The 15,060-nt window shown below is 63.6% G+C and carries 14 protein-coding genes; 6 read left to right on the top strand and 8 right to left on the bottom strand.

Translation table 11 applies throughout. The features are described 5' to 3' along the window. Positions 1 to 6: 6 nt before the first annotated feature. The 4 genes from CK489_RS24685 to CK489_RS24700 all read right to left on the bottom strand — a co-directional run bounded on the left by CK489_RS24685 (position 7) and on the right by CK489_RS24700 (position 3,618). Positions 7 to 1,242, bottom strand: coding sequence for an ABC transporter substrate-binding protein (locus CK489_RS24685; RefSeq protein WP_095734128.1), 1,236 nt, complete (start codon positions 1,240 to 1,242; stop codon positions 7 to 9). Between the two features lie 197 nt (positions 1,243 to 1,439). Continuing rightward, positions 1,440 to 1,847: a hypothetical protein gene (locus tag CK489_RS24690; protein ID WP_050627083.1), complete on the bottom strand. Its 408-nt coding sequence runs from the start codon at positions 1,845 to 1,847 to the stop codon at positions 1,440 to 1,442. Between the two features lie 101 nt (positions 1,848 to 1,948). Next, entirely contained in the window at positions 1,949 to 2,629 is a 681-nt protein-coding gene (locus CK489_RS24695) for a site-2 protease family protein (protein WP_095734129.1), read from the bottom strand. A gap of 86 nt (positions 2,630 to 2,715) precedes the next feature. Next, the gene (locus tag CK489_RS24700) at positions 2,716 to 3,618 is read right to left on the bottom strand and encodes a DMT family transporter (RefSeq protein WP_095734130.1); all 903 of its coding nucleotides are present in this window, start codon (positions 3,616 to 3,618) and stop codon (positions 2,716 to 2,718) included. 93 nt (positions 3,619 to 3,711) lie between these two features. On the opposite strand from CK489_RS24700, the gene CK489_RS24705 reads away from it, so the two are divergent. Further along, positions 3,712 to 4,581, top strand: coding sequence for a LysR substrate-binding domain-containing protein (locus tag CK489_RS24705; protein ID WP_050627013.1), 870 nt, complete (start codon positions 3,712 to 3,714; stop codon positions 4,579 to 4,581). Here CK489_RS24705 and CK489_RS24710 read toward each other — a convergent pair. From CK489_RS24710 to gntR, 4 genes are all read right to left on the bottom strand, one after another. Next, positions 4,578 to 5,324 (bottom strand): SDR family NAD(P)-dependent oxidoreductase, encoded by a 747-nt coding sequence (locus CK489_RS24710; RefSeq protein WP_095734131.1) that lies wholly within the window; start codon positions 5,322 to 5,324, stop codon positions 4,578 to 4,580. The two genes, CK489_RS24705 and CK489_RS24710, sit on opposite strands and share 4 nt — an antisense overlap. Positions 5,325 to 5,346: 22 nt before the next feature. Then, positions 5,347 to 6,078, bottom strand: a complete 732-nt coding sequence (locus CK489_RS24715) for an SDR family oxidoreductase (RefSeq protein WP_050627011.1) — start codon at positions 6,076 to 6,078, stop codon at positions 5,347 to 5,349. Between the two features lie 113 nt (positions 6,079 to 6,191). Beyond that, a complete protein-coding gene (locus tag CK489_RS24720) occupies positions 6,192 to 8,030 on the bottom strand; it encodes an IlvD/Edd family dehydratase (protein ID WP_095734132.1) in 1,839 nt (612 codons plus the stop codon). 211 nt (positions 8,031 to 8,241) lie between these two features. Then, positions 8,242 to 9,270, bottom strand: coding sequence for an HTH-type transcriptional regulator GntR (gene gntR, locus CK489_RS24725; protein ID WP_095734133.1), 1,029 nt, complete (start codon positions 9,268 to 9,270; stop codon positions 8,242 to 8,244). Between the two features lie 206 nt (positions 9,271 to 9,476). Here gntR and CK489_RS24730 point away from each other — a divergent pair, with 206 nt between their 5' ends. From CK489_RS24730 to denD, 5 genes are all read left to right on the top strand, one after another. Further along, positions 9,477 to 10,544 carry an ABC transporter ATP-binding protein gene (locus tag CK489_RS24730; protein WP_095734134.1) on the top strand — a complete coding sequence of 356 codons (1,068 nt, stop codon included), beginning with the start codon at positions 9,477 to 9,479 and terminating at the stop codon, positions 10,542 to 10,544. A gap of 81 nt (positions 10,545 to 10,625) precedes the next feature. Continuing rightward, a complete protein-coding gene (locus CK489_RS24735) occupies positions 10,626 to 11,945 on the top strand; it encodes an ABC transporter substrate-binding protein (RefSeq protein ID WP_095734135.1) in 1,320 nt (439 codons plus the stop codon). A 109-nt stretch (positions 11,946 to 12,054) separates the two neighbouring features. After that, positions 12,055 to 13,014, top strand: a complete 960-nt coding sequence (locus CK489_RS24740; protein WP_094193784.1) for a carbohydrate ABC transporter permease — start codon at positions 12,055 to 12,057, stop codon at positions 13,012 to 13,014. 65 nt (positions 13,015 to 13,079) lie between these two features. Beyond that, positions 13,080 to 14,003 (top strand): carbohydrate ABC transporter permease, encoded by a 924-nt coding sequence (locus CK489_RS24745; RefSeq protein WP_050627007.1) that lies wholly within the window; start codon positions 13,080 to 13,082, stop codon positions 14,001 to 14,003. A 53-nt stretch (positions 14,004 to 14,056) separates the two neighbouring features. Beyond that, on the top strand, positions 14,057 to 15,043 hold the full coding sequence (denD, locus tag CK489_RS24750; RefSeq protein WP_095734136.1) for a D-erythronate dehydrogenase: 987 nt from the start codon (positions 14,057 to 14,059) through the stop codon (positions 15,041 to 15,043). Positions 15,044 to 15,060: the final 17 nt, after the last annotated feature.

The following is a 15,060-nucleotide window of genomic DNA, read 5'->3' on the forward strand; positions in this document are numbered from 1 at the left end:
GGGTACTCAGCTCTTCTTCACGAGTGGGCAGACGCTCTTCTCGAGCGGCAACCAGGCTTCATCCGCCGGGATCGTCGCGATCAGCTTGTAATAGTCCCACGGATATTTCGACTCCGAAGGCTTCTTCACCTCGAACAGGTAGGCGGGGTGGATCTTGCGGCCGTCGACGCGGATTGAGCCCTTGCCGAACAGCGGATCGTCGGTCGGCAGCTCCTTCATCTTGGCGACCACGGCGCGGCCGTCATGCGGATTGCCGCCGAGTGCCTCCAGCGCCTTGAAATAGTGGATCAGCGACGAATAGACGCCGGCCTGCACCATGGTCGGCGGGTTCTTCTTGAAGCGCTCCATGAAGCGCTTGGTGAAGGCGCGGGTCTGATCGTTCATGTCCCAGTAGAACGTCTCGGTGAAGTTCAGGCCCTGCGCAACGTTGAGGCCGAGCGCATTGATGTCGGTAATGAACAGCAGCATGCCGGCGAGCCGCTGGCCGCCCGAGACGATGCCGAATTCGGCGGCCTGCTTGATTGCGTTGGTGGTGTCGCCGCCGGCATTGGCAAGGCCGACGATCTTGGCCTTCGAGCTTTGTGCCTGCAGCAGGAAGGACGAGAAGTCTGCGTTGTTGAGCGGATGCTTGACGCTGCCGAGCACCTTGCCGCCATTCGCGGTGACGACATTCGAGGTGTCGCGCTCCAGCGCCTGGCCGAACGCATAGTCCGCGGTGAGGAAGAACCAGGTGTCGCCGCCGGATTTCACCAGCGCCTTGCCGGTGCCGTTGGCGAGCATGTAGGTATCGTAGACCCAGTGCACCGTGTTCGGCGAGCACTGCGCGCCCGTGAGGTCGGACGAGGCAGAGCCCGAGTTCAAATTGACGACGTTCTTCTCCTTGGCGAGGTTGGCGATCGCAAGCCCGACATTGGACGCCGCCAGATCGACGAACACGTCGACCTTCTCGACATCGATCCACTGCTTGCCGATATTGACCGCAACATCCGGCTTGTTCTGGTGGTCGGCCGAGATCAAATCGATCTTCCAGCCCTTGGCCAGCAGCCCGGAATCCTCGATTGCCATCTGCGCCGCGACCGTCGAGCCGGGACCGCCGATATCCTGATAGAGTCCGGACTGATCGCCAAGCGCGCCGACCTTGGCGACCTTGTCCATCGTCTGCGCCGACGCTGTGCCGGCGAACACGAGACTCGTGGTCGCGGCCAGGGCTGTCGTGACCAGGGCTGCAATGGAACGCTTCATCTTCCCTCCAGTATGATTTTGTTTTTTGAGTTCCGCATTATGCCCGGCATCGGGCGCATCGCCTAGGGCGCTGCTTCGATCGAGCGCGCGCGATATTCCACGCCGCGGTGATTGAATGGCCGATGACGCGCGACGCGATGCCGCGGCGTTCGCGTGTCTGTCATGAATGTGTCGAACGGGATGAAGCGCGGGCGGCGCTATTTCCAGTAGTAGCGGATCGCGACGTAGACCACGACGAGGCAGGCGAAGATCAGCGCCACCGGCATCGGACGCTTGGCGTTCGGGTCCGATGTGGCCGCTTTCTTGGCGGGCAGGCGGCGGAACGCGGTGACGTTGCCGGTGTCGGCAACCGGTTCGCGCGTGCGCGCCGGAACCTCGGGCGCCTTTCCGGCGCCGCCCATTTCCGCATAATAGGTGCGGTACATCTCCTGGATCGTCGCCTCGCTGGCCTCGGCGTCGGTCATCTGCTCCAGCAGCCTCTTGTAGATGGCCAGGAAATTCTGCGCCTCGGGCGGCAAAGCAGAAGCGCCGTTCAGCTTCGCCATCATCTTCCAGGTTGCAAAGTCAGCCCGCGCACGCGTGTCGGCGCGTCGTGCAATCAGCATATCGGCAGCTTTGATCACCATGGCCTCGAAGCGTTCCTGTCCCTACGCATGATCCGGAGATTGGCACCGAATTCCGGTCAGATCATGCGCCAAATCAAAGGCTATGTGTTTCCGGTAATGAGGAGAAGGGCATTGATCACATAGCCGGTCAGAGTTCGCAGTATCGTTGAAATAACATCAAGATTTAGGCCGACTTGCCTGCCAATCACGGGCAGCAGGATCAGAAGGCCGATCAGGATCAGCATGCCGTAGGGCTCCAGCCGGGCCAGCGGGATCGCCAGCGGCCGCGGCAGCAGCCCGACCGCGACCCTTCCGCCGTCCAGCGGCGGGATCGGCATCATGTTGAAGATCGCGAGCACGATGTTGATCAGGAACGCGTTTTTCAGATTGTCCGCAGTCCATTTTGCCGCATCTGCCGGAACCAATGGCAGCGCGTGGAATGCCAGCGCCGCTACGGTCGCCAGGATGATGTTGGTGACCGGGCCGGCCAGCGCCACCCAGACCATGTCGAGCTTGGGATGGTTCAGCTTGCGGAAGCTCACGGGCACCGGCTTGGCGTAGCCGAACAGGAACGGCGAATGCGCGAACAGCAGCACCGCCGGCAGGATCAGCGTGCCGAACGGGTCGATATGTTTCAGCGGGTTGAAGCTGACGCGCCCGAGCTTCCAGGCGGTGTCGTCGCCGAGCCGGTGGGCGACGAAGCCGTGTGCGGCTTCGTGAAACGTGATCGCGATGACCAGCGGCAGGACCCAGACGGAGACGTCGTAGAGGGAAATGTTCAATGGCGTGCCGCCCTTTGGGTTCGCTCGGGAATGACCTTCAGGCTAGCACGGATTCGGCGGCGGCTTTGCGGGTGCTTGGTCGCGGGTCAGGATGTCTCCGGTGAGACCACGCGAGCCTGGTGCGGCTGCGTGGTCGCGATCCAGATGCCGGCAAACACGGTGACGATCCCGGCGACAAGATTCCAGCTCAGCGGCTCGCCGAGCAGGACCGCACCGACCAGCGCGGCCGCGATCGGATTGACGGTGACCGAGATCGCCACCCGGGTTGGCGTCGTCCGCTCCAGCGCGAAGGCCCAGAGATAGAAGGTGAGCGCCGCGCCGAACGCGCCAAGATAGGTCGCGCCGAACCATTGCGGCGCGCCAAACTCCGCGACCGGCGCAAAACTGCCGCGCAGCAGCGAGGCCGCGATCAGGACCACGGCCCCGGCAGCCATCGCGAGCGTGGTGAAGGGGATCGGGCCGGAGCGGCGGATGAAGGGCTTCGACCAGATGCTGTAGAGCGCCATGCAAAGCGCGGCCGCGACCATCAAGAGATCGCCGCGCCAGGCGTCCGGCGGAGCCGTGGCAAGGCCGGAGAGCAGCGCCATCGCGACACCAAGGATGGTGACCAGCACGCCCGTGGCCTTGCGCGCGGTGAGTGGCTCGGCACCGAGCGCTGCGCCGACCAGCATGGTCAGCAGCGGCAAAGTCGAGAGCGCAAGCGCGCCCCGCGCGGCAGTCGTGAAAATCAGCGAGGCGTTGAACAGGATCGGAAACACCGCGAAGAACAGCAGGCCGAGGCCGGTGACACCGAGCCAGTCGCGCCGCGGCGGCCAGCTTCCAGGTTGTAGCAATGCGAGCGGCAGCAGCAGCAGGACGCCGATGCCGAACCGGAACGCGCCGATCGCCAATGGATCGATCGCGCCGACCAGGAACCGCGTCGCTCCGATCGAGGTTCCGCCGATCGCACTCGACAACACCGCGGCCGATACGCCCCAGATTTCGCCCATCCCGATCGATCCCTCTGTTTCGCTTGCGCAACCTAGGGAAGGGGAGGTATCCATGGAATGGAATAAATATGATGATTAAAATCAAGATTTGTTATGAGCGCGCCCGTCCTCGACCCGGATCTGCTGCAAGCCTTTGTCGCGGTGGCGGACCATCGCTCCTTCACCCGGGCCGCCTCGGCGCTGAACCGGACCCAATCCGCCGTCAGCATGCAGGTGAAGCGGCTGGAAGAACGGCTGCAGGCCGAGTTGTTTCACCGCAGCACATCCAGCGTCGACCTCAGCGCAGCCGGCGAAGGGTTGCTGGGTTACGCCCGCCGCATCTTGAGCCTCAACGCGGAAGCGATCGGCCGGGTGCGCGAGCACGGCACCGACGGGCAGGTTCGCCTCGGCGTGATGGATGACTACGGCACTTTGATCGTGCCGCCGCTGCTCAAGGAATTTGTCGCCAACTATCCGCTGATCCAGGTCGAGATGGAGACCGGGCTGACATCGTCGATGCCCGACCGGCTCGGCGAAGCCTATGACCTCGTGATCGCGATGCATCCGGAAGGGCGCGGCGAGGGCGAGTTGCTGCGCACCGAGCAGGCGGTGTGGGCCGCCAGTGCATCGCATCGTGTCGAAGAAATGGATCCGCTGCCGGTCGCGCTCTATCCGCAGGGCTGCCTGTTTCGGAGCTGGGCGATGCAGGCGCTGGACGAAGCGAGTCGGCCATGGCGGCTCGCCTTTGTCAGCCATAGCCTGTCTGCGGTCGAGGCAATCGCGGCGCAGGGCCTCGCTGTGACCGTGGTCAAGTCCGGCACCTTTCCGCCGGCGCTGCGGCGCCTGACGGCGCGTGATGGCATGCCGCGGCTGCCGCGGGCCGAAATCCGCCTGCACCGCGCGCCAAAGCTGTCGCGCGCGGCATCACTCTTGGCAGATCACCTGGTCGCCGCGCTTCGGCAGCCGGCGAAGCGGGCGAGCTAGTACGTCGCCCGGCCGCCCGAGATGTCGAACACCGCGCCGGTCGAGAAGGCGCAGTCTTCCGAAGCCAGCCAAGCCACCATCGAAGCCAGTTCCTCGACCTGCACGAAGCGGGCCTTCGGAATCTTCGACAGCATGAAGTCGATATGGGCTTGCGTCATCTGGTCGAAGATCGCGGTCTTCGCCGCGGCCGGCGTCACCGCATTGACCAGGATGTCGTGCTGCGCGAGCTCCTTTCCGAGCGATTTCGTCAGCGCGATCAGGCCAGCCTTCGACGAGGAATAGTGCGCGGCGTTCGGGTTACCTTCCTTGCCGGCGATCGAGGCGATGTTGACGATGCGGCCGTATTTCTGGCCGATCATGGTCGGCACGATCGCCTTGCAGCAGATGAAGGGACCCTCGAGATTGATGCGCATCACCCGGCGCCAGTCGTCGAGATCGGTTTCCCAGACGGGCTTGTTGGCGCCGGTGATACCGGCATTGTTGACCAGGATGTCGATCTTGCCGAATGCCCTGAGCGTCTGATCGCGCGCGGCGTCGACCGCATCGGGATCGGCGATGTCGGTCTTGATCGCCATCACGTTCTCGCCAATCGCCCGCGCGGTCTTCTCCGCCAGCGGCTGGTCGAAATCCCAGATCGCGACCTTGGCGCCGGATGCGACGAAGCGCTCGGTGATGGCGCGGCCGAACCCCTGCGCGCCGCCGGTGACGACGGCGCAGCGGCCGTTGAGATCGATTTTGTTCATGCTGAATGCCTTTGCGTGCCCGTCAGAGCATGAAGCCGCCGTCGACGACCATGTCGACGCCGGTGGTGAAAGCCGCTTCGTCGCTCGCAAGATACACCGCCATGGCCGCGATTTCCTCGGCGGTGCCGAGCCGGCCCATCTTCTGGCGGGCGACGAACTTCTCGCGTCCGTCCGGACCCGCGGCGGCCGCGCGCTCCAGCATCGAGGGCGTCTCGACGGTGCCGGGGCAGATCGCATTGCAGCGGATGCCCTGGGTGATGAAGTCGAGCGCGACCGCGCGCGTGAGCAGCGAAACCGCCGCCTTCGACGCACTGTAGACGTAGCGATTGGCCGGGGGCCGCAATGCCGCGCAGGACGAAATGTTGACGATGCTGCCGCCTCCGCCTGCCAGCATCGCAGGCAGAAACGCCTTGATGGTCCGGTGCATGGACTTGACGTTGAGATCGAACGAGAAGTCGAAGTCTTCGTCCGAGCACTCCAGAATGGTGCCGTGATGCACGAAGCCCGCCGCATTGAGCAGGATGTCGATCTTGCCGACACGCTTGGCGAAGCTGTTGACATCGGCCGTGCTGCGAACGTCCAGCCGCGCGGTCTCGGCGATGCCTTCCTTGCCCAGCGTGGCGATGCCGCTCTCGTTGATGTCGGTGGCGATCACGGTCGCGCCTTCACGGGCGAATGCGATCGCGCATGCACGCCCGATGCCCGCCGCCGCGGCGGTGACAACGGCGCGTTTGCCCTTCAGTCTGTCTGACATGCTTTTCTTCCCTTCCTCTTGCCCGTCATTCCGGGGCGCGCGCAGCGCGAACCCGGAATCTCGAGAATCCGGGTCTGGTGCTTACGCACCATCCCGGAATGACGGTTGATGCTTCAGTGATTGTCCCGCGCCACGCCGACCTTGCCGGCAATGTCGTGGTAGCGCGTCGCGAGCTCGAGGCAGGCGCCGGTGGCGTGCTGGCCGACGGTCTGGCGGTAGAGCTCCTGCCACGGCGTCTGGTTGGCCGGGTGCGGGAAGCCGCCCTTGGCCTTCAGCTCGGCGCGGCGGGTGCGCAGCTCATCCTCGGAGATCATGATGTTGGCGCTGCCTTTGTTGAGGTCGATGCGCACCTTGTCACCGCTCCTCAGGATCGCGAGCCCGCCATCGGCCGCGGCCTCCGGCGAGGCGTTGAGGATCGACGGCGAGCCCGAGGTGCCGGACTGCCGGCCGTCGCCGATGCAGGGCAGGGACAGGATGCCGCGTTTGATCAGCGCCGCCGGCGGCTGCATGTTCACCACCTCGGCGCCGCCGGGATAGCCGATCGGGCCGGTGCCGCGGATGAACAGGATGCAGTGCTCGTCGATGTCGAGCGCCGGATCCTCGATCCGCGCGTGATAGTCCTCCGGGCCCTCGAACACGACGGCGCGGCCCTCGAAGGCGTTGAGGTCCTTCGGGTTGGACAGATAGCGGTCGCGGAATTCCTTCGAGATCACGCTGGTCTTCATGATCGCGGAATCAAACAGATTGCCGCGCAGCACGATGAAGCCGGCATCCTTCACCAGCGGCTTGTCGTAGCCCCAGATCACGTCGCCGTCGGGCTTCGGCGCTTCCTTGCAATTCTCGCCCATGGTGCGGCCGTTGACGGTGAGAGCGCCTTCATGGATGCGCTTGTGCTTGATCAGCTCGCGTACGACCGAGGGCACGCCGCCGGCGCGGTGATATTCCTCGCCGAGATAGAAGCCCGCCGGCTGCATGTTGACCAGCAGCGGCACGTCGTGGCCGTATTTCTGCCAGTCGTCGATCGACAGCTCGACGCCGACATGGCGCGCCAGTGCATTGATGTGGATCGGCGCGTTGGTCGAGCCGCCGATCGCGGAGTTGACCACGATGCAGTTCTCGAACGCCTCGCGGGTCAGGAAGTCCGACGGCTTCAAATCTTCCCAGACCATGTCGACGATGCGTTTGCCGGTCTCGTAGGCGATCTGGCCGCGTTCGCGATAGGGCGCCGGGATCGCGGCGCAGCCCGGCAGCGAGAAGCCGAGCGCTTCGGCGAGCGAATTCATCGTGGAAGCGGTGCCCATCGTGTTGCAGTGACCGACCGAGGGTGCCGAGGAGGCCACGATCTCGATGAACTGCTCATAGTCGATCTCGCCCGCGGCGAGCCGTTCGCGCGCCTTCCACACCACGGTGCCGGAGCCGGTGCGCTGGCCTTCGTGCCAGCCGTTGAGCATCGGGCCGCCCGACAGCACGATCGCCGGCAGGTTCACGGTCGCCGCCGCCATCATGCACGCCGGCGTGGTCTTGTCGCAGCCGGTGGTCAGCACGACACCGTCGAGCGGATAGCCGAACAGCACCTCGACGAGGCCGAGATAGGCGAGGTTGCGGTCGAGCGCCGCGGTCGGGCGCTTGCCGGTCTCCTGGATCGGATGGGTCGGAAACTCCATCGCGATGCCGCCGGCGGCGCGGATGCCCTCGCGGACGCGGTGGGCGAGCTCGAGGTGATGCCGGTTGCAGGGCGACAGGTCGTTGCCGGTCTGTGCGATGCCGATGATCGGCTTGCCCGACTGCAATTCCTCGCGGGTCAGGCCGTAATTGAGATAGCGCTCGAGATAGAGCGCGGTCATGCCCGGATTGTGCGGGTTGTCGAACCATTCCTGGGAGCGGAGCCTGCGGCCCTTGCCCTTTGTGGTCTCGCCTGCGGCGCTGTGCCCGTTGGTATGGGGTTTTGTCATTGGTTTCTCCCGCAATGCAAATCGTGCTGGGCCCATTCAAGGGCTCTGGTTCAACGTTGTTCTACCTTGCGCAAATCGTCGGGCATTACAAACCCAGGCGATCAGGCACAGGTGTTTCGATGGATGAATTGGACCTTAGTTGAAGGCGCTTGGTTGCGCTATCATTTTGTCATTTTTCGCGTCCTTGTGACGGGCTGGTGTCAAGTGCATGTCAGCTGCGTCGCGCCGAGCTTTGCCGTTCCATGACACTGAAGCCGAGGTCGACGACGGGCTTAGCGGGACGGCGGCCTTCCAGCGTCTCGATCACCATCATGGCAGCGTTTCTGCCCATTTCGTAACGATTGGTGCGCACGCTGCTCAGCGTCGGCTCGCTCGACGCCATGAATTCGAGGTCGTTGAAGCCGACGATCGCCATCTGCTCCGGCACCGCCACGTGGCGGCGCTTGCATTCGAACAGCGCGCCGAGTGCAAGGTCGTCATTGACGCAGAACACCGCGTCGATGTCGGGCGCTTTGGCGAGCAGGTCGGCAAACAGCGTCCCGCCCAGCGTCACCGAGGTCGGTATCGCCGTGGTGACGATGAGCTGCGGATCGAACAGGGCGGCCTCGGTCATCGCGGCGCGATAGCCGTCAAGCCGCCGCTGCACCCGCGGATCCATTCGCGCGCCGAGGAAGCCGATCCGCCGGTAGCCCTGCGCAAGGAGGTGGGCGATCGCGGCTTTTGCCGCGTCAAAATGCGAGAATCCGATCATCATGTCGATCGGCGAGGGGCCGACCTCCATGATTTGCACGATCGGGCAATCCACTGCCTCCATGACGCGGCGGGAATCGGCGGTCTGGTTGATGCCGGTAATGATCAGCCCGGCCGGCTTCTGTGCCAGAAAAAGACGCAGCAGGCGCTCTTCCTGCAGGATGCTGTAGCGGGTGTTGGCGAGCTGAATGCTGTAGCGGCTGCCGTCGAGCGCGTCATAGATGCCGCGCAGCACGTCCGCGAACACGTTGTTGGTCAGCGACGGGATCAGGACACCGATCACCTCGGTACGCTGCGACGCAAGCGCGCGTGCCGCGAGATTGGGCACGTAACCGAGTTCTTTTGCCGCACTCTCGACCCGGGCGCGCTTGCCGGCCGAGAGCGCGTCCGGATTCCTGAAGAAACGCGAGGCCGTAATCGGACTGACGCCGGCGAGCTTCGCGACTTCGGCGAGCCGGATCTTGCCAGGCGTGATGCGCTTTCGGGCCATTTGCCGCTCATATCACGACGTTCGTCGCAGACAAACCGATATTGACAGCGCTACCAAGCGATTGCTAATCGAACGATTGCCAAAACCGGATAAACTGCGGACAATATCGCCAGTCCAACAGAGCCGCGCGCCCAGCGTGGCCGGAACAAAACAGAGCGGTGGCGGCACTCGTCGTACGCCGTCGGGAACTTGAGGGAGGGAAGTGGATGTCGTCGGTCCAGATTCGCGACGTGCGGAAATCGTTCGGCAATTTTGAAGTCCTGCACGGCGTGTCGATCCCGATCGAGGACGGCGAGTTCGTCGTTCTGGTCGGCCCGTCGGGCTGCGGCAAGTCGACCCTGCTGCGCATGCTGGCGGGACTTGAGAACATCACCTCAGGAACGATCTCGATCGGCGACCGCGTCGTCAACAATGTCCAGCCCAAAGAGCGCGACATTGCGATGGTGTTCCAGAACTACGCGCTTTATCCGCACATGACGGTCGCCGACAATATGGGCTTCTCGCTGAAGCTGCGCGGCGCCAAGCCCGAGGAAATCTCGACCGGCGTCAAGCGCGCGGCGGAAATCCTCGCTTTGACCCCGCTGCTCGAACGCTATCCCCGCCAGCTCTCCGGCGGCCAGCGCCAGCGTGTCGCGATGGGCCGCGCCATCGTGCGCGATCCCCAGGTGTTCCTGTTCGACGAGCCGCTGTCGAACCTCGACGCCAAGCTGCGCGTCGCGATGCGCACCGAGATCAAGGAGCTGCACCAGCGGCTGAAGACCACGACGGTCTACGTCACCCACGACCAGATCGAGGCCATGACCATGGCCGACAAGATCGTGGTGATGCATGACGGCATCGTCGAGCAGATGGGGTCGCCGCTCGAGCTCTACGACACGCCGGCGAACCAGTTCGTGGCCGGCTTCATCGGCTCGCCCGCGATGAACTTCCTCAAGGGCAATGTGAAGGTGAACGGCGCCGCCTATTTCGAGGGACCGAACGGGGTCAAGCTGCCTCTGAAATCGGCGCCGGCCAATTCCGACGGCAAGCCCGCGGTGTACGGCGTGCGGCCGGAGCATTTCACGATCGCCGATGACGGCGCCGAGGCCGAAATCGTGGTGGTCGAGCCGACCGGGTCGGAGACCCAGGTGTTCGCCAAGCTTGGCGGCGAGCAGGTCGTCGCCGTGTTCCGCGAGCGCCATCTGTTCAATCCCGGCGACAAGGTTCGGCTCAAGCCGGATCCGGCGCTGGTCCATCTGTTCGATGATGCGACGGGGAAACGACTGAATAGCTGACGGACTGATCGATCATAATGGCCGACCAACAGGCCAGATCAAAAAACAATAAAAACACATACATTATTGGGAGGAAGGACGATGCACGATTTGACTCGCCGCTCGCTACTTCAGGGCGGCACCGCGCTGGCCGCAACCGGGATGCTCACCGGGCCGGCGCTATTTGACTTCGCCAAAGCCTGGGCGCAGAGCGCGCCGTGGAAGGCGGAGCCCGGCGCCAAGCTCACCGTGATGCGCTGGAAGCGCTTCGTGCCCGCGGAAGACGATGCGTTTAACGCCATGGTGGCGGCCTTCAAGGCGGCAACCGGCACCGAGATGAACGTATTCAGCGAGTCCTTCGAGGACGTGCAGCCGAAGGCTTCGGTCGCCGCCAACACCGGCTCGGGCCTCGACCTCGCCTGGGGCCTGCACACGCTGCCGCAGCTGTTCCCGACCAAGGTCCTCAAGATGAACGACGTTGCCGATTATCTCGGCACCAAGTATGGCGGCTGGACGGATGCCGCCGCCAAGACCTGCAAGCTGGGCAATGATTGGCTCGGCATCCCCGTCGCCACCAACGGCGGGTATATGACCTATCGCAAGTCAGCGACCGACAAGGCGGGCTTCAAGGAATTCCCGAAAGATTTTCCGGGCTTCCTCGAGATGTGCAAGGCATTGAAGGCGAACAACACGCCGGCCGGCTTTGCGCTGGGACATGCCAGCGGCGACGCCAACGGCTGGCTGCACTGGCTGCTCTGGGGCCACAACGCCTGGACCGTCGACAAGGACGACAAGGTCATCATCAACTCGCCGGAAACGATGAAGGCGCTGGAATATGCAAAGGCGCTGTCGGAGACCTTCATTCCCGGCGTCGCATCCTGGAACGACTCCTCGAACAACAAGGCGTTCCTGGCCGGCGAGCTCTATTGCACGCTGAATGGCATTTCCATCTACGTGGCCGCCAAAACCGACCCCACCAAGAAGGAACTTGCCGAAGACACCTATCACGCGCTCCATCCGATCGGCCCGATCGGCAAGCCGACGGAATTGCAGCTGGCGTTCCCGATCCTTGCCTTCAACTTCACGAAGTATCCGAATGCCGCAAAGGCGTTTGTCGCGTTCATGCTGGAGAAGGCGCAGTACGACAAGTGGCTGGATGGCGCTCAGGGCTATCTTACGCAAACACTGAATGCCTATGAGTCGGCGCCGGTGTGGACGGCGGACCCCAAGAACGCCGTGTTCGCACAGGCCTCCAAGCGCACGCTGCCGGCCTCCGGCATCGGCACGCCCGGCGAGAAGGCGGCGACCGCAATCGCAGACTTCATCGTGGTCGACATGTTCGCGAACTACTGCACTGGTGCCAAGGACGCCAAGGCTGCGATGGTGGAAGCCGAACGGCAGCTGAAGCGCATCTATCGCTGATGTGATCGGCGCGGGCGGCGGATCGCCGCCGCTCGCACCATCATTGGAATGCCATCATTGGAAGCTCGCGTAGTCATGCTCAATCCGTTGAGCAATCGGGATATCGCCTATGGCTGACATTGCGCTCGCGCCGCGACGTGCGAAGACCGAAATCCGCGAAGCGACCGCCTGGGACAAGTTGCGCCACAACAAGAACTGGCTCGGCTTCTGGTTCATGGTGCCGGCGATGGCGTTCCTGATCTTCTTCCTGGCCTATCCGCTGGGGCTCGGGATCTGGCTCTCGTTCACGGATGCGCGGATCGGGCGCGTCGGCCACTACATCGGCACCGAGAACTACGAGTGGCTGTGGGACGATTCGATCTTCTGGCTGTCGGTTTTCAACACGCTGCTCTACACGTCCATTGCCAGCGCCATCAAATTCGCGGTCGGGCTGTATCTCGCGCTGCTCCTCAATGAGCGCATGCCGTTCAAGGCGCTGCTGCGCGCCGCCGTGCTGATCCCCTTCATCGTGCCGACCGTGCTGTCGGCACTGGCGTTCTGGTGGATCTTCGATTCCCAGTTCTCGATCATCTCCTGGTCGCTGAAGCATCTCGGCCTGATCACGCAGAACATCAATTTCCTCGGCGACAGCACCTGGGCCCGCATCTGCGTGATCTTCGCCAATATCTGGCGCGGCGTGCCGTTCGTCGCGATCACGCTGCTGGCAGGCCTGCAAACGGTGCAGCCGTCGCTCTATGAAGCGGCGACGCTGGATGGCGCCTCGCGCTGGCAGATGTTCCGCTTCATCACATATCCCTTGCTGACGCCGATCATCGCCGTCGTGATGACGTTCTCGGTGCTGTTCACCTTCACCGACTTCCAGCTGATCTGGGCGATGACCCGCGGCGGCCCGGTCAACGCCACCCATCTGATGGCGACGCTGTCCTACCAGCGCGCGATCATCGCGGGACAATTGGGCGAAGGGGCTGCGATCTCGAGCGCGATGATCCCGTTCCTGCTCGCCGCGATCATGGTGTCCTGGTTCGGCCTGCAGCGCCGGAAGTGGCAACAGGGAGAGAGCAATGACTGATCTCTCCCGCTTGCTGGTTTCTTTGCGCGAACGGGGCGAGCCCCGCGCGCGCCCGGGAGAAAACAATGACTGATCTCCCCGCACAGAAGGCCGACCTCAAGTCCATCCTATCGACGCCGGCCCGCGTCGATAACAGCGAGGGCATGAGCTATTTGCAGTCGGTGCCGCGGCGGATCGTGACGCTCTACATCCCGCTGTCGATCATCGTCATCATCCTGCTGTTCCCGTTCTATTGGATGGGGCTGACCGCGATCAAGCCGGACGACCAGCTGCTCGACCTAGACAAGTACAATCCGTTCTGGACCTGGAATCCGACCTTCAAGCACATCCACAAGCTACTGTTCGAGAGCTACTATCCGCACTGGCTCTGGAACACGATGTATGTGGCGATCGGCGCCACCGTGCTGTCGATCATCGCGAGCGTGCTCGCGGCCTACGCGATCGTGCGGCTGCGCTACAAGGGCGCCAATGTCGTCGGCGGCCTGATCTTCCTGGCCTATCTGGTGCCGCCGTCGATCCTGTTCATTCCGCTTGCCACCGTCGTGTTCCAGTACGGTCTGTTCGACTCGCCGTTGGCGCTGATCCTGACCTATCCGACCATCCTGATCCCGTTCTCGACCTGGCTTCTGATGGGCTATTTCAAGACCATCCCGTTCGAGCTCGAGGAGTGCGCGCTGATCGACGGCGCCAGCCGCTGGCAGATCCTGATCAAGATCGTGCTGCCGCTTGCTATTCCCGGCCTGATCTCGGCCTTCATCTTCTGCTTCACGCTGTGCTGGAACGAGTTCATCTATGCGCTGACGTTCCTGCAATCGACCCCGAACAAGACCGTGCCGGTCGCCATCGTCAACGAATTCGTCGACGGTGACATCTATCGCTGGGGCTCCCTGATGGCAGGGGCGCTATGCGGCTCGCTGCCGCTGGTTATTCTTTACGCCTTCTTCGTTGAGCATTATGTCTCGGCGATGACGGGTGCCGTGAAGGAATAGGCGCAAGGCCCGCATCTGAATTCGAACAAGAGAAAAGAAAAAGGAGCAGGGTCGTGCACATTCTGATTCTGGGCGCCGCCGGCATGGTCGGCCGCAAGCTGACCGAACGCTTGCTGCGCGAGGGCCGTCTCGGCAAGCAGGACATCTCCAGGATGACCCTGCAGGATGTGGTCGCGCCGGCCAAGCCCGCGAATGCCTCGATCCCGGTCAATGTGGTCGCCTCCGATTTTGCCGACGCCGGCGCTGCCGCGCCCCTGATCGCCGAGCGCCCCGACGTGATCTTCCATCTCGCCGCGATCGTCTCGGGCGAGGCAGAGGCCGAGTTCGACAAGGGCTACCGGATCAATCTCGACGGTACCCGCTACCTGATCGACGCGATCCGCGCCGTCGGCGGTGGCTATAAGCCGCGGCTGGTGTTCACCTCCTCGATCGCGGTGTTCGGCGCCCCGTTCCCGGAGAAGATCGGCGACGAGTTCTTCCACACACCGCTGACGAGCTATGGCACGCAGAAGTCGATCTGCGAGCTCCTGATCAACGACTACACCCGCAGGGGTCTGCTCGACGGCATCTCCATCCGCCTGCCGACGATCTGTGTGCGTCCGGGCAAGCCGAACAAGGCGGCGTCCGGTTTCTTCTCCAACATCATCCGCGAGCCGCTGGCGGGCGAGGAGGCTGTTCTGCCGGTGTCCGAGGATGTCCGGCATTGGCACGCCTCGCCGAAGTCGGCGGTCGGCTTCCTGGTTCATGCCGGCACGATGGACCTGAACGCGATGGGACCGCGGCGCAATCTCAGCATGCCCGGGATGTCCGTCTCCGTCGGCGAGCAGATCGCCTCGTTGGAGCGCGTTGCCGGCAAGAACGTCACCGCGCGGATCAAGCGGGTGCCGGATCCGACCATCATCAGCATCGTCTCGGGCTGGCCGCGCGATTTCGCGACCGACCGCGCGCTGAAGCTCGGCTTCACCACCGCCGAGAAGACCTTCGACGACATCATCCGCATCCACATCGAGGACGAGCTTGGAGGCAAGTTTGCTGCCTAGCTCGGCAGGCTCACAGG

This window comes from Bradyrhizobium sp. UFLA03-84 (assembly GCF_002289535.1).
GTDB classification, from domain to species: domain Bacteria; phylum Pseudomonadota; class Alphaproteobacteria; order Rhizobiales; family Xanthobacteraceae; genus Bradyrhizobium; species Bradyrhizobium viridifuturi.